Origin of the sequence: Algoriphagus formosus, from assembly GCF_002807035.1 — a bacterium.
Taxonomy (GTDB): Bacteria; Bacteroidota; Bacteroidia; order Cytophagales; family Cyclobacteriaceae; genus Algoriphagus; species Algoriphagus formosus.
This window is the reverse complement of sequence record NZ_NIUC01000002.1, coordinates 1,209,009-1,228,110: the sequence shown is the minus strand read 5'-3', so window position 1 is coordinate 1,228,110 and position 19,102 is coordinate 1,209,009. Positions and strand designations below refer to the sequence as shown.

Genomic DNA, 19,102 nt, shown 5'->3' with positions numbered 1-19,102 from the left:
CATTCATGTACATTGAGTTACAAGACATCTTTGACGCCACTGATGGCGGTTTAAATATCATCTGCGATTACTTTCCAGACGCTCGAAAAGCAGTGGAGCGGAAGGGCACCAAGTTTTCTATCCGCCCGGAAAAGACTCCCAGCTGCACGCTCAAGCAGCTATCGGACGGCAACTGGGTTCTGACCGACTTTGGGGATGACTCCAAGCCTAAGAACGGCCTGATGATCTGTATGGAGCAGGAAGGCCTGAGTTATGGAGAAGCGATCCAATTCCTCGCTGAGAAATACGGCCTGAGTGCTACCAGCGAAAAATACCAAGCTCCGGAGGCGCTTATTGAAAGCAGGGATGCCGAAGCCAATGAGAATGACGGGGAGTGGTATTTCGAAGTGCGGGAAGGCTTTACGGAGTTTGAGGCGAAGACCGTGCTGAGCAAGAATGTCATGCCCTGGAAAAAAACAGAGGATGGCAAAAAGACCATCAATCTAGAGAAAGTTCAGGAGACTTTTCGCAAGTACAATTTCTATGCGCTGATCAATTACAAGGTGGTTAAAAACCGGAAGGTGACCATCATCCAATCGACTGAGGACTATCCCATATTTATGTGGGATGAAGGTCCGAAAATGAAAAAGATCTATCAGCCGCTTTCCAAAGACAAGGGCCGGCGCTTCATGTATTATGGCAAGCTGGAGAAGGATTACCTATTTGGGCTCACCCAGGTAGCCCGGGAATATGCCAAGATCGAGGAGTCTTATGATGCTGATGAGCTAGATGAGGATGGCAATCCAATCGATAAAAAGAAGCCTAAAAAGCTGCCGCATGTTATCTACTGCACCGGTGGATCGGATGCGATGAACTTGGCTTTCCTCGGACATCAGGTATGCTGGGGTAATTCGGAGACGGCAAAGCTCACCTGGAGCCAGTGGCGCAGCCTATCGGACAAGGCAGAGAAGGTCATGCAGTGCCCTGACCTGGACACTACCGGGATCCGCGAAGGCCATCGCCTGGCCATGGAATACATGGATCTCTTCACGATCAAGCTGCCCGAGGAGCTGAAGGGATTCAAAGACCGGCGCGGCAATCCCTGCAAGGATGTGCGTGACTACCTGAATCACTTCAACAACTACCACTTTGACAAGCTTGTCAAGACAGCCCTTCCCTATCGCTTCTGGGAGATGGAGGCGAAATTTGACCGAAAGGGTGAATTCAAAGGCATGGGCTATGCAGCCGATCCGGTACAGCTCTACAACTTCCTGCAGGCGAATGGCTTCTGCCAGTTTGAGGCGGAAGGAGAAAAGACCGGGACGATGTATGTGCATATCCAGGATAATATCGTCGAGGAAACCCGGCCGGGTCGGGTCAAAAACTGGATCCATAAGTTTCTCCAGGATCACTACTACCCTAAGGAGCTCCGGAATATCTTCTATCGCACTCCCCTGCTTTCGGATCAGTCCCTTTCCAACCTGCCGGTGGTGGAGCTGGACCTTAAAAGCTACGGTCCCGATCATCAGCTCTTCTTCTTTTCTAATAAAATCATCAAAGTCACTTCCAAGGAGATCCAGGAATTCAAGCTGGGACAGATCCAGCAATACGTCTGGCGGGATGAGGTGATCGATCATCACCTGAAGATTCAGACAGAGCACTTTAAAGTGACGGATAATCCCGAGCATGGCTATGAAATCGAGATCCTCAAAAAGGATAATAAATTTCTTAACTACTTAATCAACACCTCGCGCATCCACTGGCGAAAAGAACTCGAAGACTCACTCGATGGCTTGCCTGCAGAAGAGGCCGCTGCCTATCGGGAGAAGCACAAATTCGATATCGCCGGGCCTAACCTCAATCTCGAGGAGAAGCGCGAGCAAATGAAACACCTGATCAATAAGATCTATGCCCTCGGCTACCTTCTGCATCGGTATAAGGATGCATCGCGTCCCTGGGCGGTATTTGCTATGGACAACCGTGTGGGCGATGAAGGTGAGTCCAACGGTGGTTCGGGCAAATCCATCTGCTTCAATTCCGTCAGCCGATTTATGAAATCGCACTACCTATCCGGACGGGATCCGAAGCTCACTGATAAGCCGCATATCTACGAGGGCATCACCAAGCACACCTTCTTTGTCCTCGTAGATGATGCGCACCAGTATCTGAATTTCCACTTCTTCTTCGATGTGATCACGGGTAAGATGGCCGTGAATCCGAAGAATACCCGGCAGTATGTCCTGGACTTTCCGGACGTGCCCAAGTTTGCCTTTACGTCCAATTTCGCCGTGCGCAACCTGGACGGATCAGCCCTCCGGCGGATTCTCTACACGGTATTCTCAGACTATTATCATCACTCCAAAGAGGGCTATTATCGGGAGCACAGGACGCCAGAGGACGACTTTGGTAAAAAGCTCCTCGATGATGACTACACCCGGGAGGAGTGGAATGACTTCTACAACTTCATGATCCAGTGCTGCCACTTCTACCTGCAGCATGACAAGATCGAGCCGCCGATGTCCAATGTCGAGAAGCGCAATCTCCTGGGTGTAATGGGTGATGAATTCAAGGAGTGGGCAGACATCTATTTCTCACCCGAGTCAGGCAGGCTCAATAACCTAGAGATCAAACAGGAAGCCTTCGACGAATTCAAATCACACACCAAGACACTCATGAAGATGCAGCGCTTTACCAAGGCCCTGCAGGCTTGGGTCCGGTACATGGGCTACCGGCTCAATCCCGATCACCTGGGGCTCAAAAATGCCGAAGGAAGGATCATCCAAAAAGGAGACTACAACGGTCAGCACAAGACGCTGGAATACATCTGGATCCAGCCAGGAAATGATCCGGTACAGGCTCCGGGAAGTCCTCCGGAAGTACGTGCCTCCGAGGGGCCAAAGAGCATCCTCGACGAGCTCTCAGACTCAGATATCGAAGCATCATTCTAACCACTCATACAATGGACACAATCAAAATCGAAACTGAAGTCAAAGTGGCGAACTCCATCCGGGAGATGGTGGACCCCATGACCGGCAAGCGCAGAATAGGACTGGTGTACTACCAGCGCCTTTCTGATGGTGGCCTGATTGCCCGCTCGCTCAGCGAGGCAACGGACAAGGATATCCTGAAAAGAGGCATTACAGAGCGCAAAATCTATTTACCTGTCAAAATCATAACTGCTGAAACAACATGAACAACGACATGATTACCGTACCCCAGGCCTATATCAAGGCCGTGGATGAGCTGCTCAATCTGCAGCAGCGTTACTTTGCCAAGTCGGCAGAGGCTAAGCGAAGCAAGGCTGGAGCCTTATTTCAGGAAGCGAAGGACATCCTTCGAGAATGCAAGGAGCTCGAGCACAAGCTCAAGGCTCAAACTAGTCACTACATGACTCAGATCTATGGTGCCATGACTCCGGAGGAGGCCATCCGCCAGATGAAAGATAACCTGGACAGAAAGGAGGTGAGTCATGGATAGATATTTCATCTTAATCGAGCAAACTGATTATGTAGCTAAAAACCAACTCACAGAAGCGATCAGAAAACAATTTCTAAAGCTGAACAAGACTGTGACAGAAGATTTAGAAAAATCAATCCGTCGACTTAAAGAAATATCAAGAACAGCCCATAATCTTCACAGTAGGTGTAAGGAAATGACATTTGAGGTAGTTGACGAAGAGTATGGTCCCGGTATGGAAGGCACGCAATATCATAACGTTTGGTGTGGTCACTGGGGAGTAGCAATTGCCAAGTTCTATAAAATAGAAAAGGAGGTGAGTCATGACTGAGCTCCGTTGGGCGATGGGGATCGGCACTGCAGCAGTGCTGATCCTCGGACTGATGGTCTTCTGGTACGTGTACCGGCTGAAGGGATCAGGCAAAAGCATCATCTATTTGGCCGTCTCCATCATGTGGCTGGCCTGGGGGTCCTACGTGGCCGTGGTCTTTATGCTGATCCAGCGGCACAGTAAAGCAGAGCCCACTCCGGAAGTGATCACTGAGATAGGGATGGTAGACTGGAATGAGTCGGAATTAATAGCGGGGGGCAGTAATGGCCCCTCACTTAAAAAGAGACAACGAAGACGAATGCGAAGGATCAAAAAAATTCAGCGAAAATATGGTTTAGTGAATAATGAAAGCACTTTCGGAAAGGAGGTATACCATGCCTAAGATCCAAAAGCAATTTTATTTGGAGATCACCGTGGAGCAATTTCTTCGGAGCTGCTCCTATCTGGAACTCCAGGAGCTTGACTTGCTTTTGGAGGGATACTTAAGAAAGGCCAGGCATGCGGATCTTAGAAAAAGATACCGATTAGGCGAAGTGCCAAAGGATGAAGAATAATTTATTCAGTATCTCTCGTCTTTTTGTAGCTTGGAAAGCTTTTTTAATTTATCAAAATAGCGCTCCCACATCATAGGATTATCCTTCGATTGATTGGTAGGGTTAGTTCCGTCGTTGTATAAAAAGACAAACCTGATTCTTCCATCAGAATACCTTTGAATTTGACCTGGCTCATCAACTAATTCAGCTAAAAATTTTTCAGTGATCCTTTTATAACTAGTGTAAATGGGTTGTTCTAAATAATTGATTCCTGGGGTTTGTTTGTATTTAGTGCTGTTGTATCCTAAAGGCATGTATTCACGATTAAAAGCCATCCATTCGCCCTTTTCGTTTTGAGCAATTCCATAAGGCATATTTATTCTAAAGAAATTGGAGAGCATATATATTAATTTTTAGAGTTTACAATTTCAATTTCATCAATTTCCTTCATCACCCGGTCAGTCTCCACCAAGGCCTTGATAATCCTTTGATAGTACATGATATCCTCGAAATCTAGAACTCTGCCTTTTCGGTCTTTAAGCCATTTCTGAGCGGGTTGGTAGCCACCGATATAGAAGTTCCAGGCGACTTCAGGAACTCCATCAAAATACTGTTCCGAATTGATGTAGATTCGGCCAGTAAGGGGGAGATCGCTTCGCTCCGCTCGCGATGACGGCACAAACTTTGGCTTCTCTACCTCATTCTCTCCACCTACGGGATACTGTGTAATGAACTGAGAGAGTGCCGGGCTTTCCATCAGGTGAAGTTGTCGGAGTTCGCCGCCTAGGGCTACAAGCTTCCAGAATTTTTCCACATCCGTGGGATAGGGCACTCTCGGGAAGTCGATCTTCAAAAACTCCTTGTAGGTCTCCCGATAGCTTGGGCTATGCAGCACGGCATAGATGTAATCCAACAAATCAATCGGTGCAAAACTGTCACCCTGAGCACCTGACCAACTAGAGTTGGGAAGTTCGAAGGGTACTTTCTCCGGTACAAAACTCAATCCCAAGCCCTTCGCAATCTGATCCAGGATTTCCAGATTCAGATTGGGCGTACGGGTCTCGGCCGAATCCAAACTTAACTGAGCGGAAGATTCGGGATAGAGGTATAAAGGGAAAACTGAGGGCCCGCCTCTTCTAAACATATTTGTATCAGCAACATGTTTTGTTATATAAGCACAATCAAAAAATTCCAAGTTTGCAGCTTGCGATTGAGTAACGAAGATTAGCCCTACATTTTCTCCTGAAATGAAATTTCGCATTAAATTTATTCTAGGATACCCCATTATTCCTTTTGTTTTGCCAGTGAAATTCATTTTTCTGAAATCAAAAGGTCGATAAAGCAAGTCTCTAGTTAGAAGTGAATTTTTATTTATATCCTCTTTTGCGAGTGAAACTTGCCAATCTCTAACATCTTTAAATCCATATTTTTCTTTTATTTCTTTATCAGATAGATTTTTGAAGTCAAGAAAAAGTCTATCGGCTTCATCCAAATTAAAAGCTATACTTGCGCTATCATTCTGAGTTTTTATCCCGTTAGCGCTTACCTTAAAAATCTCATTCATTTTAAAGCCATTTTCATAATCACTTTGACCAAGGAAGTCTTTTGGCACGAAAAAGAAATTTGGAAAGTTTGGTGTTAATTTCTCCCATTCTATTCCACGGAGACTATTAGAATTAAGAAGATTGTACTTCAATTCTCTTTTCCCATAAATATTCCAATTGTAAATTTCTGCTAAACCTTTATCAGGTTTTGGTTTAGATTTAATAAGAAAATTGATACTTACACCTTGTTGAATATCAAACACGTTTTCATCCTTTGATCCATCTAAAGCCACCTCTTTCTTCTTAGAATTCCCATGCAAATCAATAATATAGATTTTATCAAAAGTCTCTAAAAGATTCCTTCGCATTTGCCGATGTATCAAGCCGTCCAAGAAGCTATTGTTGGTAATGAAGGCTAAAATACCTGAGCCGTTCTTTTCTATAAAGTGCTGCCCATAGCGAATGAATTTGATATAATCATCCGAAAGTGGTTGGATATTTCGCTCATTTAGATCCTTTTTATAATCCGACACCAAGCTTTCAATCCACCCTCCCTTATTTGTACTACTCACCGAATAAGGCGGATTTCCTGCCACGATCATCACAGGCGCATCCCGTTTGATTTGATTGGCTTCGGAAGCTTCTGTAGATAGCCAGTTGGCGAAAAGGGTTCCGGTGTCTTTGTGGTATTCCTCCAGGGAATTGGTCAGGTAGATGCGGAATCGTTGATTTTTAGTTCCGGTATAGCCGGTTTGCTTCAGTAGCAAATCCAGCTTCAAGTGCGCCATAGCATAGGAAGCCATCAAGAGTTCGAAGCCGTTGACCCTGGGAAGCAGGTGATTTTCCACATAGCTATTCCAGAGCCCTTGTTGCCCTTTCATTTTATCATAGATCTGTTGGATCGCCTCCGCCACAAAGGTCCCCGTGCCAGTAGCAGGATCGAGGAACTGCACCCGATGTACTTCCTGCTCGACTTCCCGCATGCCTCCGGAGAATCGCTTATCATGCGTAGGAATGGGAACTTTGATCTTTGTCTTGGAGGTATCGGCCAAGCCCATGGGTAAGCCGAATTCAGTGATCAAAATTTCATCTACTCCCCGGATAATAAAGTTCACCACGGGATGGGGCGTGTACCAGACCCCACGCTGCTTACGAAGCTTGGGATCGTACTGGGTCAGGAAGTCCTCGTAAAAGTGGATGATGGGATCCTCCATCTTGGTAGCCTTTCCGAAGTTTTTTAGGATGGATTTGACATCCGCTGCCCGAAAAATATCTGCTAGGGCATCCACGATCCAGGTAATCCGATCATCGAGGTCGTAGCCTGCGATGTATTGGAAGAGCTTTCGCAGGAAAGGGTTGGACTTGGGGATCAGTTCGGCCGCTTCCTGTCGGCTAAAGGTATCCAGGCTATCATCATAAAGTCGCGCGGCAAACATCCCATAGGCGATGGTCTGGGCATAAACGTCTGAAAACTGTTTGTTGGTAATATCATGAATCAGGATCTCCTTGAAGGCAGCCATTTGCTCACGAAGGGTGGAATTGTCCTCGTGTTCATCATCACTTTCCAGGGCATTGAAAATCACATTCGCCAAAAGGCGGGCTTTCCCTGCCATCATTTCTGCCAGCTTTTTAGGGCTTTTAATAGACTGGCCAATATGCGTGGTGAATTCCTTGATGAGAAGCTCGAAAGCCGGGAAATTATGAGGTAGCGGAAGGATTTTACCTTGATCGATGACACCGATCCGAACGGAGGTGGCCAGCTCTCCTCCCCGGTAATAGTAGAAATCCAAATAGTCCGTGAAGATCAGATTATCCAAAGAACCTTTGTAGCGGTCAAACTGCTCCTTGTTCCCGTTCTTTTTGGATCCGGTCAGATCATTATCCCCGATGTCTTTGGCCTCGATATAGCCAACTGGTATTCCTTTTTTATTGGTCAAGATGTAATCCGGAGCTCCGCAGGCTTGCCGCTTGGGTTCGTTGGTAGCAGCTATATCTGGCACGAGAGATTCGATCAAATGCTGCAAATCTCCTCTAAACGTGTGCTCTGTGGCGTGTCCAGTACGGAATCGGGAATTGATGGATTGGATGTAATCAGCGGTTGTCATTAAGCTTTAGGTTTAAATCGGAAATAAAAAGTTTGCCAAAATCTGTAAGAAAGTAAGCACGTTTATCCGTGCCTATTTCTCTTTGGGTTTCCACAATTTTAAAGTAATTCAAATCATTTTTTACTTCATTGCTAATAACATCTAAGTCTACATCGCCTCGGTCTAAAAGTTCTAGAGCTTTTACTAATTCCCATTTTTCATTGTCCGGATACCTTGATTGCATTAAATCAAGGATATATTTTGAATAGCTGCTTGAATAGTCCGTTAATCTATTTTGGTAATTGATAGTCTGTGATTTTAATTTAATTTCAGAATCCCTTAGTTTTTTATTGTCAGTAGAAATCAATTCATTTTGCTCTTCTAAGGATTTAATTTTATTATTGAGCTCTTCATATTTTACTGTGCCAGCCTTCGCTTCCTGAATTTCAAATTCTAAATCAGCTAATTTTAATTCTCCTTTTTTTCGCTCTTTTTTCAATTCGTAAGTGCTCTCAATTCCTTTTTTTAAAGGCCATCTAATTAATTTTCCTAAAAAATGATTGATAAAAGGTTGTGAAATAGAATATAAGATTGAAATACTAAGGGGGTATACAAGAATATTCCAAATATTAAAGTATCCCACAACCTCAATATGTCGAATTACCTGTTCTATGGGCTTGTTGGAGGCTAGAATAAGTAAAATAGGTCTCCAGTTCCAAAATAAAAAGGCAAGTAAAAAAGGGCCAAAAACCCTGTTTCTCAATCGGTCACTCACTGATTGGAAAAAATCTCTAAAAAATTCTGTCATCTTTTTAAGCTTCTATTTTCGACTGTATGTCCTCACGTACAGGCTTTTTTCATATACGCGATTCTAAAGACCTTCAGTGGCCGGCTCTCTCCTTCCCCATCGTATTCAGCCCGTGGCACACGGGGTTACAGATACCTGTCGCGGAGCTCTGCTCCAGGGACGCTGATGGCCCTCTACTTTACCCGGATCTTCTACGGCTCTTTTCCTTTGTATCCTTCAAACTTAATTTTACTCAAAAAAAATGTAACTTCTTAACAAAAGAATAAATTCTATAATAATACCCCTGAAAATCAAAAAGATACAGCGTTAAGAACTGAGTTATTTTTCTGTGTCAAAAAAGGGCTGGTTACAAAAAGTTTGTAACCGCAAAACCAAAAGTTTCCGGTTACAACTTCAAGGCGTTACGGTTAAGAAAGCGTTTTTCAGTTTCTTAACAGATCAAAATATTGAAATTCAATTAGTTAACTATCCCGAATTAGGGAGTTACAAAAACACAACTTTTTGGGGTAAAACTCAGACTGAAAAGTTTTGCTGTTGCGTTGGCGCAATAGTTGCAATACTCATGCAACACGGTTATTTTTAAGAAAAAAGCCTGCATGAAGATAGCGTTCACGGTCAAAAAGCAGCACATCCGGCTGTTTCTCCATTACCTGTTTGAAGAGCTGCCCGACGGCAGTCTGAGAGTCACCCGCGAGACCGAAGCGGGCAAGTTGCTTACCTGCTTTGTGCGCTATGCCGACCGACCCATCCGGGAGGAGCCGACCGAGGGTACGATCATGCTTCGCCTGCCCCGCTGCAAGGGACTGGATACGGCACCCGGTCACTTTCTGCACTATACCGCCGAGGACATCCACCGGCTCAATGATCTTCTGGAGGTCATCTACAATCTGGATATGGACCGATACTACCTGAAGGGACTGCGTAAAGGCTATCAGCAGAAAGACATCATTGAGTCCTATATCGTGTCGCGGAAATTGACCAGCTTGTTTTCAGACAATGAGACCATCAAAAAGCGCCAGTACCGGGAGGAGCTCCGGGCCTTTGAGGAGCAGGTGAATCAGCTCTTTCAAAAAGCCTGGTCCCGCAATCAGCGGATCGAGTGCGAGCCCGAAAAATACCTTCAAAAATAACCCGGATTTCTTTCGCCGATATCACGAAAAACACTCGTAAAAATGACCGAACGCATCAGCAACATCTGCCGCCTGGAATACGCTCCCGTCTCCGCGATCAATACCTTTATCGAAGCATCGGAAGGTCACCTTCTCATCGATGCCTCCTGGACGGAGATTCCCATCATCCCCGGTGCCACCCTCAGCGTGCGAAAGTCACACACCAAAGCAGGGAGGCTCTACGAGTCCAGCTTCTCAGCCATGCTCCGGAGCAAACTGGACCTTCATCAGATCGTCATTATCCGAATCACACTGGACAAGGATGAGACACAGTATATAATAGGAGACCCTGACCTGCCCGTGCGACTGGATGAGACAGTCAGCATCCGGCAGAAGCCCATTTCCTTCAGCCATCAGTCCTGGCATTTCCCATGGATCTTTGCAGGAGAGCCTGAAGAAGTTGAATCTGAGCCTGATCCAGAGCCAGAGCCGGAACCCGAACCTGATCCTGTTCCACTTACCATATCTTATGAACTGTCAGAGTGGGAATCTGAGCCTGACTTTATTGATGCAAATGTGAGGATATATGCCAATGAAGTACTAAAGCTGGAGCAGTTTGGCAATGGTACCGGTACTGTCAATGTATTTCAGGGTGACACGATTCGAATTCAATATTCCTATTTGGATATAGCAGAGGGTTCACCAGAATCTCCTTTCCTTCAGCTGCTGATTGATTCAGTATTGATTGATTCGCAGCCTGTAAGCATACCTGGCACGGGCACATTCAATCACTCATTTGAAATTGATTCTAATAAGGAGATTCTTGTCAGAGCAGTTGACTTAGGCTGATAATTAATTGAGAAAAAGCCCCTTTCCCCGTCCTTTCTATGGCATCTGTGCCTGGGTATTCTTGTATTCCAGAATACTAGTCAGACCACAGAACAATGCACAGACTTGCCGCCAATTGGCCATTCTTACTGATTTCCCAGATCGCCAGGGGACATTTCTTTGTCCGTCCGGAGGAGCTTTCGGGCCTGATCGATCAGGCACGGGAGATCATCAGCCAGAAATCCGTCAAGCTCAGCAGCATGAGGCCTCGCCGTTCCATGCATCTGGTCGCAATATCTGAGGATCAGCGCCGCTCTTCTGTCCTGCTCCGTGAGTGGGACGATGAGGAAGAGTACGAAGAAGAAGAGGAGCTCGACCCCTGGGGGAATGCCGCTCCCGGATCCACGGCTATCATTCCCGTAAAAGGCACCATGCTCAAGTACGGCACATGGTGTAGCTACGGCACCAAGGAGATCGCCGGGATGATCATGGAGGCTGCCAATCACAAAAACATCGGCTCCATAGTCTTGGACATCGACACTGGTGGGGGAGCAGTCGACGCAGTCGCTCCCATGACCGAGTCCATCCGCTATGCCAAATCCAAGAAGAAACCTGTTGTGGCCTCTTTGGATCTGGCCTGCTCCGCAGGATACTGGACGGCATCCGAGAGTGATTACATCGTCGCGGACAACAGCATCTCCTCCATGGTCGGCAGTATCGGAGTCATGCTCCAGCTGACAGACTATCGGGAGCTGCAGTCCAAAGCAGGTGTCAAAACCCACATCATCTACTCGACCTACAGCGAGCACAAAAACGAAGGCTATCAAGAGGCGCTGGATGGAGACTATGCCATCATCCAGCAAAACTTCCTCGATCCGATGGCCAAATCATTCCAGGATGCGGTGAAGCGCAACCGGGACGGAAAGCTGAAAACCGATGTGGAAGGGATCCTGACCGGGCGCACCTTCTTTGCCGATCAGGCGAAAGAATACGGACTGATTGACAAGATCGGCGACAGCATGACTGCCGTGCAGGTCGCACAGACATTGACTCACGCAAAATCTATCATATAACCATTTAACCACAAGCAGATGGAAAAACTCTTGGCATCGATGCTGAAGTACTTTGGGATCAAAGAATTCAAAGTCGATGAAAAGCCTGGCCTCACTGAGGACCAGCGCGCAGAAATCGCCACGCTACTGGGGGAGGAAAAGGCCAAATCATTTGAGGCCTACATCCAATCCGGGGGCAAGGCGTCGGAGAGCACCGACATCGGTGCCGATGTAGTCTTGGGCTTGGCAGACAAGCACAAGCAGGAGGTAGCAGACATTCAGGCAAAGCTGGCAACGGCCAATGCCGAAAAGGCGAAGCTACAGAAGCTCGTCAGTACGCTCAGTGCTGAGGAGGAAGAGGATCTGAAGCCGGAAGTATCGGCTGAGGACTTGCCCAAAGGCAAAGCAAACGTGCCTCGTATCAAGGGCATCAAGGTGACAGCCGCACACTATGCCGAAGTGAATCACTTCATCAAGACCGGTCGCATGAGAGACGTGGAAGCAGCAGCCAAAACGATCGATGTGGACAATCTGAAGGAGGAGTTCGGTACTTACCTGAGCCAAAACCAGAACAATCTGGAAGAGGTGAAAGCACTGTTCTCAGGATTTAGCTCGGCTCAATACTTCACTTCAGGCATGGCTATCACCGAGTGGAGAGCGACTCAGGCACTGATCACCTCGGTGTCTCAGCAGTTCACTAACAAGTGGACACCCTCAGGACAGACCAAGTTTGAGCCTTTGACGATCAAGAACTATCGTCACAAGATCAACATGCCGGTGATTCCTTCTGAGGTATTGGAATCTTACATGCTGCACATGTATGATGAAGGGCTGTCTGTGGATCAGATGCCGATCACGAAGTACATCTGGGGTCAATTGGTATTTCCGCAACTGATGCAGGACATCGAGCTGCGGATGATCTTCAAGGGTAAGTTTGTCGATGCCGGTGTAGTATCAGAAGGACAAGCCGGAACTGCTCCGGAAAACTCCATGGACGGATTGGAAACCCAGCTTGTGGATTCTTTGGAAAACGGTAATCCAAAGAGGTTTAAATACTTCGACGGTGATGGCTTTGACTACACCAATTGTACGGATCAGGAGATGCTGACCTTCATGCAGGAATATACAGGCTGGCTTGCGCCTATCTTCCGCTCATTGAATATGAGCATTGCCTGCTCCTATGAGTTTTGGAGACGCTACAAGATCGCCTATAAGAATGTTTGGGGTGCCGGCAGCGGTACGACTGACCCGAACTTCGGAGGCGACCGAATCGACTTCTCCAATCAGGTATTGGTGCCTATGGAAGGGATGTATGGATCTCCGATCCTCTTTGCCACTCCTGGTATCAATTTGAAGAAAATCCGCCACAAGAATGATTTGCCGAATGTCATCAACGATGTACAGAAGCAAGATTACCAGGCGAAGCTCTTCGGTGAATACTGGCTGGGTGCCGGATTTGCTTATGGTGAGGCAGTCTTTGCCTACGTGCCTTCTGGATACAATCCTAAGGCTCTGATCACTTCTGTCTATGGTGCTCATACAACCTATCAGCAGAACAAGGGAACTGATCCTAACAAGTCCATCACGGACTTTGGCAGCTCAGGAGGAGGAGGAATCTAAACGATAGCAGACCATGACTTACGTAAAAGTATCCTTACCAAAGATCAAGACGGGGGCGGGAGCTCCCGTCCCTAAGAAGCCGAACGTGAAGGTGTACCGGGCATCTGATGTGCTCTCCTTCCCTGAGCGAAGCGGCGTGGAAGCGACAGGCAACTTTGCCCTGAAGGAAGGCGCCAAAGGCATTGCCATCTACCTAGTCCCCAGATCGATCAACCGTGCGGATAGTACGGACGGAGATCCGCAGGACGAAATGGCCGGATGGATCGCGACTGTGAGCGGACAGCGTCCCGGAGATGACAAGCATGCCGCAGGCTGGATGCAGGAGGACCTCAACGAGGGCCATATCCTCATCACTGAGGAATGCGGTGACAATGAAGGAAAGCGCCTGCACGGTACCCCATGTAATCCATTGTACTTCGCCGCCGAAGGACAGGACAACAATGAGGGGAAAATGACCACGCTTACCTGGACACAGGGACAGCGCACGCGCAATAAGACCCTTCACTGGACTGGAGAGGATCCGCCGGTAGCGGATGAGCCTACTGCAGGCAGCTCCGGAGGAGGAGGTATCTAAATCCTGATCGCTTATGACAGTAAAAAAAACAGCCCCGGCTAAGTCCGGGGCTTCTACTCGCAAAGCTCCGGCCAAAAGAACGGCCGCAAAGAAAGCACAAGCTCCGAAGAAAGAGGAGCTTGAGGTAGCGGAAGAACCTACAGAAGCAGTAAAGCCTGCCGAATCGGTGGAAGATCCGTCTCCAGAAGCAATATCTGATAACGATGTGGTATCGGGAATGCCTCAGGATCTGGGTATCCATGTGGTGATCCCCTATGTGGCTAAATTAGCCAAAGGAGATGAGCTGCTATATGCCGTCCGTGCTTGGCAGCAAAACTTTAAGGAACTTGGACGCATCATAATTGTGGGAGATGCAGCTCCATGGTTTGGAAAGGATATCATCCACATTCCCCATGCCCGGACCAATACCAATCCGCAGATCGATGTAGCCGACAAGCTGGCCACAGTGATCGCCTCCGATCTGGTCGACGAGATCTTTGTCTGGTCCAATGATGATATCTATCCGGTAGCTCAGGTCCACCCCGAGGATCTCCTGGTGAGAAAAGCCATGGGCCCCTTGAAGGAGAAAGGATCTGCAGGCGGTGTGTACCGGGACAATTCGGTCCGTACCCTGAAAGCCCTGGCAAAGCTCAAGCTGGCCAAAGCTTTCGACTATGCGGCCCATGTGCCGGTAGTATTCGAAAAGACCAAGCTCGCAGAGACCCTGGCGACTTTCAAATGTCAGAAAGAAGGGCATCTGATCAGTTCGCTCTACTTCAATACCCACTTTCCGGATGAGCGTCCCATCATCACCCGTAATGATGATAAAGGCTCCATCGTGGCATCGGTCTGGTCTTCCAGTCCGAATCCTGCGATCCTGCAGCGGGTATTTGAAGAGCGCAAATTCATCAATCACAACGACAAAGGATGGCCTCACGTGCTCCCGTATCTCAAGAAGCTATTTCCTGAGAAATCGCGGTGGGAGAAATGAGGCTCGAAGTAATAGGCTGGGTAAAGTCGGGCGCACCTCTTCATGAGGGTGTCCGGCTTTTTGCTTTGCTGGCCGGCAAAGACCATCCTTTTCTAAAGCTTATCCAGGCAGACAGCCAGGCAAACTATCCTATCTTAATCCATGAGCTATGCCGTCGGTTTGGGCTGGACCCCAGGCAGATCACCCGGGGGGAGAAGTTCAGGGACAATTGGCCCTTTCTCAACGAGCTCAACTGTCCGCCCGAGCTGAAGATCCTCGCTGCAGACAAGATCTCCGCCTATCACCGCTACACCCGAGCCCATGCCCTGCTCTTTGATTGTGTAACTCCTGAAGAGCAGCTGTCCACGGTCAAAGTCCTGGTGCGTAGCTACCTGGAAAACAGGGCCATCATCGCCGAATTTGTCCACTACAAAGAGCATGGCCATGTCCTGGGAAAGCATCCCATATTCAAGCAGCTGCGGGAGCTGCAAAGCCTGCGCGCGCTGAATCCTGTGGAGCTGGTCCAGCTGAAAGGCAAGCTCGAACATAACATCTGGCGTATCGAGAAGGAGCTGAGCTCTGGCACCAAGCCCCATCTGGAGGCTGAGCGCACCGAGCGCCTGAGATGGAAGCGCTTGCAACTGGAGGAAGTCACCAAACTCCTGATGAAATACCAATGAAGCTATTCAGTCTCTCGGAATTGAACCCTCCCGAGCCTGTCCAGGCAGGAGACCGTTCGGAAGTACTACGGGCAAAATTCATCCGGAGGCATGAAGCGAAGATCGAATCCCTCAAGCAGTTCACAGGCAAAACACCTGAGCCAGGTGAGGCGGTCTTTCTCTTCACGCTCAAAAGCTTCAATGCCTTCACCTTCATCGTCTATGTGATCAAGCATGTGGGCGAGATCCAGGAGCTTTGCCTATCTACCTACTCACTCAATGAGCGCATCCTGACCAGCATGATCAAGTGGTATGACAAAGGCCAGATCAAGAGGATCCGGCTGAGTATCTCAGACAGTATCCGGCACCGCATGCCCAAGGTCTATGACCTGATCGAGCTGCAGCGGCAGAGCCGAGACTTCACGGTCAACTATTGCTGGAATCACAGCAAGATCACCCTGATGGAGGCTGGCGGACATCACTTTGTCGTCGAGGGATCGGGCAATTTCTCCGAGAATGCCCTGCACGAGCAATACATCTGGATGAATGATCCAGAGGTCTATCAATTCCGCAAATCCTGCATCTGTCCTTCTGAGCAGTATTCTGAAGATTAATTTCAAGCTATGAACCTAGGTCTTTCACTCACCGAAGAAGTTGCCAAAGAACTCGAAAACCTTGCTGCACTGGGCTATTCTCTGGAGCAGATGGCCATGTATTTCGATGTGGACAAAGTCTTCTTTGTCCAGGCTGCCGAAGATCCAGAGAGCAAGGTTAGCTACTACATCCGCCGTGGTAAGCTCATGGCTGCTGCCAAAGAACAGCTGGCTCTCCTGCAGGCGACCGAAGGAGGCAACGTCACCGCCTCCGAGCATCTGGCCAAGATCCGGAGAAACAAATCCTGGGAAATCTCCAAGCTGGATATCTTCGGGGGATTTGACGAAAAGAGACTGCTGGCAAATCTGCGGGACTACATCGAATCGGGATCTCTGAATGATCTCAAGAATGAAGAGGCTATCTATCTGGATGCCCTGCTGATCTTTGCCGGGATGGGCCGAAAGATAGGCCGCAGGAATACCGTGGCTTTCTTTACCAAGCCGCCTTTCGGGCTCAAATACGCCCGTGCCTCGGAGATGTACGATGAGGCGATCAATCTCTTCTATGCCGACCGGCAGATCGAGCGGAAAGCTCTACGGCACAAATTTGCCGAGCAGCTTCAGGAAGCCGCCCTGATCGTCCGGGACAATGCCGCCAGCTCCAAAGACTGGGAGGTCTATGGCAACCTGATCACCCAGGCCTCACGCATGCTGGGGCTTGACAAGGATGATCCGGAGAAGCCACCTGCAGAGCAGTTTGCCAAGCCCATCCGCTTCTACTCCCTCAATCCAGGAGATGTGGGACTACACAGCATCGACCGACAGGAAGTGGCCCGTCAGATCGAATCCCTGGAGATCCCCGAGCGGGATAAAATCCGCGCCCGACAGGACGCACGAATCGAGCATATCAACTTAGAAGAACGCCTGCATGAGCTGGAGGAAGACAGTCAACCCGAAGAGTCCTAATGTTGCCGTGGCCTTTGCCAACTGGCTCTCGCAACTCTGCCTGATGATATTGCCGCGATTCCTGTACATGATCGCCGGCCGGGGCTCTTCGAAGACCACAGACATCCAAGTGGAGCGATTGGTAGAGATGATCTATGACATGCCTGGGGCGCCGGTAGCCTGGGTAGCTGATACCTATGCCAACCTTCAGAAGAACGTCCTCCGGACAGTCAAAGAAGGTCTGCAGCTGAAAGGGATCTATGAGGGTACCCACTACGTGATCGGTAAGCGTCCGCCCGAATTCAGCCCTGTAGAAGTGCCCGACCTTCCTCCCAATATCAAGGAGCACTTCTGGAAGCCCTACAATCAGATCGGGACCTATAACAATACCATGATCTTCTTTACCGGGCTGAATGTAACTTTCGGTTCGCTCGACCGTCCCGCCTCCCTTGCCGGGGGTAACTACGTCCACCTATTCGGAGATGAGGTGAAGTACTTCCGCAAGGACCGCATTTCCAATATGCAGAAAGCCATCCGGGGCATGCGTGTGAAGTACGGTCACAGTCCCTTCTATCGGGGGCATACCTTCACGACAGATATGCCGGACACCGACAAGATCGGGCAGTATGACTGGATCCTGGAGCGCGGCAAGCGGATGAAGACCCAAGCGCTCATGCTGGTGCTGAAAGTGGCCTTCGTGCTCAATGAAGCCTTGGGCGAATATGCCGCAGCTGTAGAGAGCAAAGACCGGGAGGAGATCCTGAAGAAGAAACGTGTCTGGAAGCGATGGGAGGAGCGATGGACAGCGGCACGGATGCACAAGGACACTCACACGATGTTCTATGTCGCCAGTTCCTATGTCAATGTCGATATCCTGACGCCCGAATGGTTTGACGATGCTTTCTCAGATGACTTCCTGGACTCCAAGACTACGGTCCTATCCATGAAGCCCAAGCCTGAGAAAGGCGAGCTTTTCTATGCCAACCTGCAGGACCGGCACTTCTACATGGACGGAACAGATCCGGATTGGGCGGCTCGCTTTGGGCTGAATGATGAGGAAGACTGCCGCATCCTGAAGTATCACAACCGAAAGAAAGCCATTGATTGTGGGCTGGACTTTGGCAATATGATCAGCATGACGATGGCTCAGGATGATGGCAAATACTATCGCTGTACCAAGTTTCTCTTTACCCTCTCTCCGGAGTGGATAAGAGAGCTGGCAGATAAGTTTCTAGCCTACTACAAGCCCCATCGGGAGAAAACCCTGAATATGTGGTATGACCGGGCAGCCAATAACTACGCCAAAGCCAAGCAGGATCTGGCTACGCAGATGAAGCGCGCGATCGAAGTGGATGGAGAGGGAAATAAGACCGGCTGGAAAGTGATTCTGATGAGCGAAGGACAGGGCAATATCTATCAGAATGAAGAATACAACTTCATGATGGAATGCCTGGCCGAGCAGAATCCGAGACTGCCCAAAGTGCGTATCGACTTCTATCACTGCAAGCCCCTACGCTGCAGCCTGGAAGATGCCAGGATGAAGAAAAAAGCCAATGCCAAAGGAAACTTTGTCGTGGTGAAGGACAAGAGTACCGAGAAGCTGCCTATCCATCGCCTTCCCTTGGAGAGTACCAATCCCTCCGATAGCTTCAAATACCTCATGATGAAGCGGGATCTGAGAAGAAAAGTAGGCGGAGCCAGGAAGGTCAATGTAGGTGATGCGAGTGTGAGGTGATTTTAATATATTTGGAAATGAGCAAACAATTAGAAAACGAGATAATTGAACATTTTTTCCAAACTACTCCTCATGATCGAATCGATTTAAAGAAGGCTTATACATCTTTTGGGCCAGATTTAATTGGAAAATTTTTGAATTTAATTTCTGGATTAGGACTGAACCTTGAATTCGCTTTGGGTCAATTGGAATTATTTATAGAAGCTCATGATGTTCCAAAAAACTGGATTTTCATCGAAGAAAAGGAGGCTTATTTTTCTGTATTTGAAAATTGGTTGAATTCCAGGTTTTTGAAAAACTAAA

General features: G+C 48.3%; 20 protein-coding genes. 17 read left to right on the top strand and 3 right to left on the bottom strand.

Annotated features, from left to right (window positions below; genetic code table 11):
• Window positions 1-5 precede the first annotated feature (5 nt).
• From CDH51_RS11575 to CDH51_RS11550, 6 genes are read left to right on the top strand one after another with little or no spacing between them, the layout of a single operon-like run.
• Window positions 6-2,927 carry a hypothetical protein gene (locus CDH51_RS11575; protein WP_100628713.1) on the top strand — a complete coding sequence of 974 codons (2,922 nt, stop codon included), beginning with the start codon at window positions 6-8 and terminating at the stop codon, window positions 2,925-2,927.
• 11 nt (window positions 2,928-2,938) lie between these two features.
• Window positions 2,939-3,172, top strand: a complete 234-nt coding sequence (locus CDH51_RS11570) for a hypothetical protein (protein ID WP_026946154.1) — start codon at window positions 2,939-2,941, stop codon at window positions 3,170-3,172.
• Complete coding sequence (locus CDH51_RS11565; RefSeq protein WP_100628712.1) at window positions 3,169-3,456, top strand: hypothetical protein; 288 nt, start codon at window positions 3,169-3,171, stop codon at window positions 3,454-3,456. Before CDH51_RS11570 ends, CDH51_RS11565 begins: the two co-directional genes overlap by 4 nt.
• Window positions 3,449-3,766: a hypothetical protein gene (locus tag CDH51_RS11560; RefSeq protein ID WP_100628711.1), complete on the top strand. Its 318-nt coding sequence runs from the start codon at window positions 3,449-3,451 to the stop codon at window positions 3,764-3,766. Before CDH51_RS11565 ends, CDH51_RS11560 begins: the two co-directional genes overlap by 8 nt.
• A complete protein-coding gene (locus CDH51_RS11555; RefSeq protein WP_100628710.1) occupies window positions 3,759-4,148 on the top strand; it encodes a hypothetical protein in 390 nt (129 codons plus the stop codon). The genes CDH51_RS11560 and CDH51_RS11555 overlap by 8 nt, the downstream gene beginning before the upstream one ends.
• On the top strand, window positions 4,141-4,320 hold the full coding sequence (locus CDH51_RS11550) for a hypothetical protein (RefSeq protein ID WP_100628709.1): 180 nt from the start codon (window positions 4,141-4,143) through the stop codon (window positions 4,318-4,320). Before CDH51_RS11555 ends, CDH51_RS11550 begins: the two co-directional genes overlap by 8 nt.
• A gap of 5 nt (window positions 4,321-4,325) precedes the next feature.
• Here CDH51_RS11550 and CDH51_RS11545 read toward each other — a convergent pair whose 3' ends face one another.
• Genes CDH51_RS11545 through CDH51_RS11535 form a run of 3 tightly spaced genes read right to left on the bottom strand, consistent with a single transcriptional unit; the run spans window position 4,326 to window position 8,735 of the window.
• Window positions 4,326-4,700 carry a hypothetical protein gene (locus CDH51_RS11545; RefSeq protein WP_157807096.1) on the bottom strand — a complete coding sequence of 125 codons (375 nt, stop codon included), beginning with the start codon at window positions 4,698-4,700 and terminating at the stop codon, window positions 4,326-4,328.
• A gap of 5 nt (window positions 4,701-4,705) precedes the next feature.
• Window positions 4,706-7,948, bottom strand: coding sequence for a type ISP restriction/modification enzyme (locus CDH51_RS11540; RefSeq protein WP_100628707.1), 3,243 nt, complete (start codon window positions 7,946-7,948; stop codon window positions 4,706-4,708).
• Complete coding sequence (locus CDH51_RS11535; RefSeq protein WP_100628706.1) at window positions 7,935-8,735, bottom strand: hypothetical protein; 801 nt, start codon at window positions 8,733-8,735, stop codon at window positions 7,935-7,937. Before CDH51_RS11535 ends, CDH51_RS11540 begins: the two co-directional genes overlap by 14 nt.
• 596 nt (window positions 8,736-9,331) lie before the next feature.
• On the opposite strand from CDH51_RS11535, the gene CDH51_RS11525 reads away from it, so the two are divergent.
• The 11 genes from CDH51_RS11525 to CDH51_RS11475 all read left to right on the top strand — a co-directional run bounded on the left by CDH51_RS11525 (window position 9,332) and on the right by CDH51_RS11475 (window position 19,101).
• Window positions 9,332-9,865: a hypothetical protein gene (locus tag CDH51_RS11525; protein ID WP_026946162.1), complete on the top strand. Its 534-nt coding sequence runs from the start codon at window positions 9,332-9,334 to the stop codon at window positions 9,863-9,865.
• Window positions 9,866-9,907: 42 nt separating this feature from the next.
• Window positions 9,908-10,693, top strand: a complete 786-nt coding sequence (locus CDH51_RS20065; protein WP_157807095.1) for a hypothetical protein — start codon at window positions 9,908-9,910, stop codon at window positions 10,691-10,693.
• Between the two features lie 95 nt (window positions 10,694-10,788).
• Window positions 10,789-11,745: a S49 family peptidase gene (locus tag CDH51_RS11515; RefSeq protein ID WP_100628703.1), complete on the top strand. Its 957-nt coding sequence runs from the start codon at window positions 10,789-10,791 to the stop codon at window positions 11,743-11,745.
• A gap of 18 nt (window positions 11,746-11,763) precedes the next feature.
• Entirely contained in the window at window positions 11,764-13,344 is a 1,581-nt protein-coding gene (locus CDH51_RS11510; protein ID WP_100628702.1) for a hypothetical protein, read from the top strand.
• Between the two features lie 85 nt (window positions 13,345-13,429).
• Window positions 13,430-13,918, top strand: coding sequence for a hypothetical protein (locus CDH51_RS11505; protein ID WP_157807094.1), 489 nt, complete (start codon window positions 13,430-13,432; stop codon window positions 13,916-13,918).
• A gap of 13 nt (window positions 13,919-13,931) precedes the next feature.
• The gene (locus tag CDH51_RS11500; protein WP_100628700.1) at window positions 13,932-14,888 is read left to right on the top strand and encodes a hypothetical protein; all 957 of its coding nucleotides are present in this window, start codon (window positions 13,932-13,934) and stop codon (window positions 14,886-14,888) included.
• A complete protein-coding gene (locus CDH51_RS11495; protein ID WP_100628699.1) occupies window positions 14,885-15,547 on the top strand; it encodes a hypothetical protein in 663 nt (220 codons plus the stop codon). The genes CDH51_RS11500 and CDH51_RS11495 overlap by 4 nt, the downstream gene beginning before the upstream one ends.
• The gene (locus CDH51_RS11490) at window positions 15,493-16,140 is read left to right on the top strand and encodes a phospholipase D-like domain-containing protein (RefSeq protein WP_157807093.1); all 648 of its coding nucleotides are present in this window, start codon (window positions 15,493-15,495) and stop codon (window positions 16,138-16,140) included. The genes CDH51_RS11495 and CDH51_RS11490 overlap by 55 nt, the downstream gene beginning before the upstream one ends.
• Before the next feature lie 9 nt (window positions 16,141-16,149).
• A complete protein-coding gene (locus CDH51_RS11485) occupies window positions 16,150-17,085 on the top strand; it encodes a hypothetical protein (RefSeq protein WP_100628697.1) in 936 nt (311 codons plus the stop codon).
• Window positions 17,086-17,662: 577 nt separating this feature from the next.
• On the top strand, window positions 17,663-18,799 hold the full coding sequence (locus CDH51_RS20300; protein ID WP_232724800.1) for a hypothetical protein: 1,137 nt from the start codon (window positions 17,663-17,665) through the stop codon (window positions 18,797-18,799).
• 17 nt (window positions 18,800-18,816) lie between these two features.
• Entirely contained in the window at window positions 18,817-19,101 is a 285-nt protein-coding gene (locus CDH51_RS11475; RefSeq protein WP_100628695.1) for a hypothetical protein, read from the top strand.
• The last annotated feature ends 1 nt before the right edge of the window (window position 19,102 follow it).

Excerpts from the sequence above, each read along its gene's own strand:
- CDH51_RS11525 (WP_026946162.1), top strand. The coding sequence starts at position 9,332 with ATGAAGATAGCGTTCACGGTCAAAAAGCAGCACATCCGGCTGTTTCTC.
- CDH51_RS11565 (WP_100628712.1), top strand. The coding sequence starts at position 3,169 with ATGAACAACGACATGATTACCGTACCCCAGGCCTATATCAAGGCCGTG.
- CDH51_RS11515 (WP_100628703.1), top strand. The coding sequence starts at position 10,789 with ATGCACAGACTTGCCGCCAATTGGCCATTCTTACTGATTTCCCAGATC.
- CDH51_RS11500 (WP_100628700.1), top strand. The coding sequence starts at position 13,932 with ATGACAGTAAAAAAAACAGCCCCGGCTAAGTCCGGGGCTTCTACTCGC.
- CDH51_RS11475 (WP_100628695.1), top strand. The coding sequence starts at position 18,817 with ATGAGCAAACAATTAGAAAACGAGATAATTGAACATTTTTTCCAAACT.
- CDH51_RS11490 (WP_157807093.1), top strand. The coding sequence starts at position 15,493 with ATGGAAGCGCTTGCAACTGGAGGAAGTCACCAAACTCCTGATGAAATA.
- CDH51_RS11510 (WP_100628702.1), top strand. The coding sequence starts at position 11,764 with ATGGAAAAACTCTTGGCATCGATGCTGAAGTACTTTGGGATCAAAGAA.
- CDH51_RS11550 (WP_100628709.1), top strand. The coding sequence starts at position 4,141 with ATGCCTAAGATCCAAAAGCAATTTTATTTGGAGATCACCGTGGAGCAA.
- CDH51_RS11575 (WP_100628713.1), top strand. The coding sequence starts at position 6 with ATGTACATTGAGTTACAAGACATCTTTGACGCCACTGATGGCGGTTTA.
- CDH51_RS11555 (WP_100628710.1), top strand. The coding sequence starts at position 3,759 with ATGACTGAGCTCCGTTGGGCGATGGGGATCGGCACTGCAGCAGTGCTG.
- CDH51_RS20300 (WP_232724800.1), top strand. The coding sequence starts at position 17,663 with ATGCCGGACACCGACAAGATCGGGCAGTATGACTGGATCCTGGAGCGC.
- CDH51_RS11545 (WP_157807096.1), bottom strand. The coding sequence starts at position 4,700 with ATGCTCTCCAATTTCTTTAGAATAAATATGCCTTATGGAATTGCTCAA.
- CDH51_RS20065 (WP_157807095.1), top strand. The coding sequence starts at position 9,908 with ATGACCGAACGCATCAGCAACATCTGCCGCCTGGAATACGCTCCCGTC.
- CDH51_RS11495 (WP_100628699.1), top strand. The coding sequence starts at position 14,885 with ATGAGGCTCGAAGTAATAGGCTGGGTAAAGTCGGGCGCACCTCTTCAT.
- CDH51_RS11560 (WP_100628711.1), top strand. The coding sequence starts at position 3,449 with ATGGATAGATATTTCATCTTAATCGAGCAAACTGATTATGTAGCTAAA.
- CDH51_RS11485 (WP_100628697.1), top strand. The coding sequence starts at position 16,150 with ATGAACCTAGGTCTTTCACTCACCGAAGAAGTTGCCAAAGAACTCGAA.
- CDH51_RS11540 (WP_100628707.1), bottom strand. The coding sequence starts at position 7,948 with ATGACAACCGCTGATTACATCCAATCCATCAATTCCCGATTCCGTACT.
- CDH51_RS11535 (WP_100628706.1), bottom strand. The coding sequence starts at position 8,735 with ATGACAGAATTTTTTAGAGATTTTTTCCAATCAGTGAGTGACCGATTG.
- CDH51_RS11570 (WP_026946154.1), top strand. The coding sequence starts at position 2,939 with ATGGACACAATCAAAATCGAAACTGAAGTCAAAGTGGCGAACTCCATC.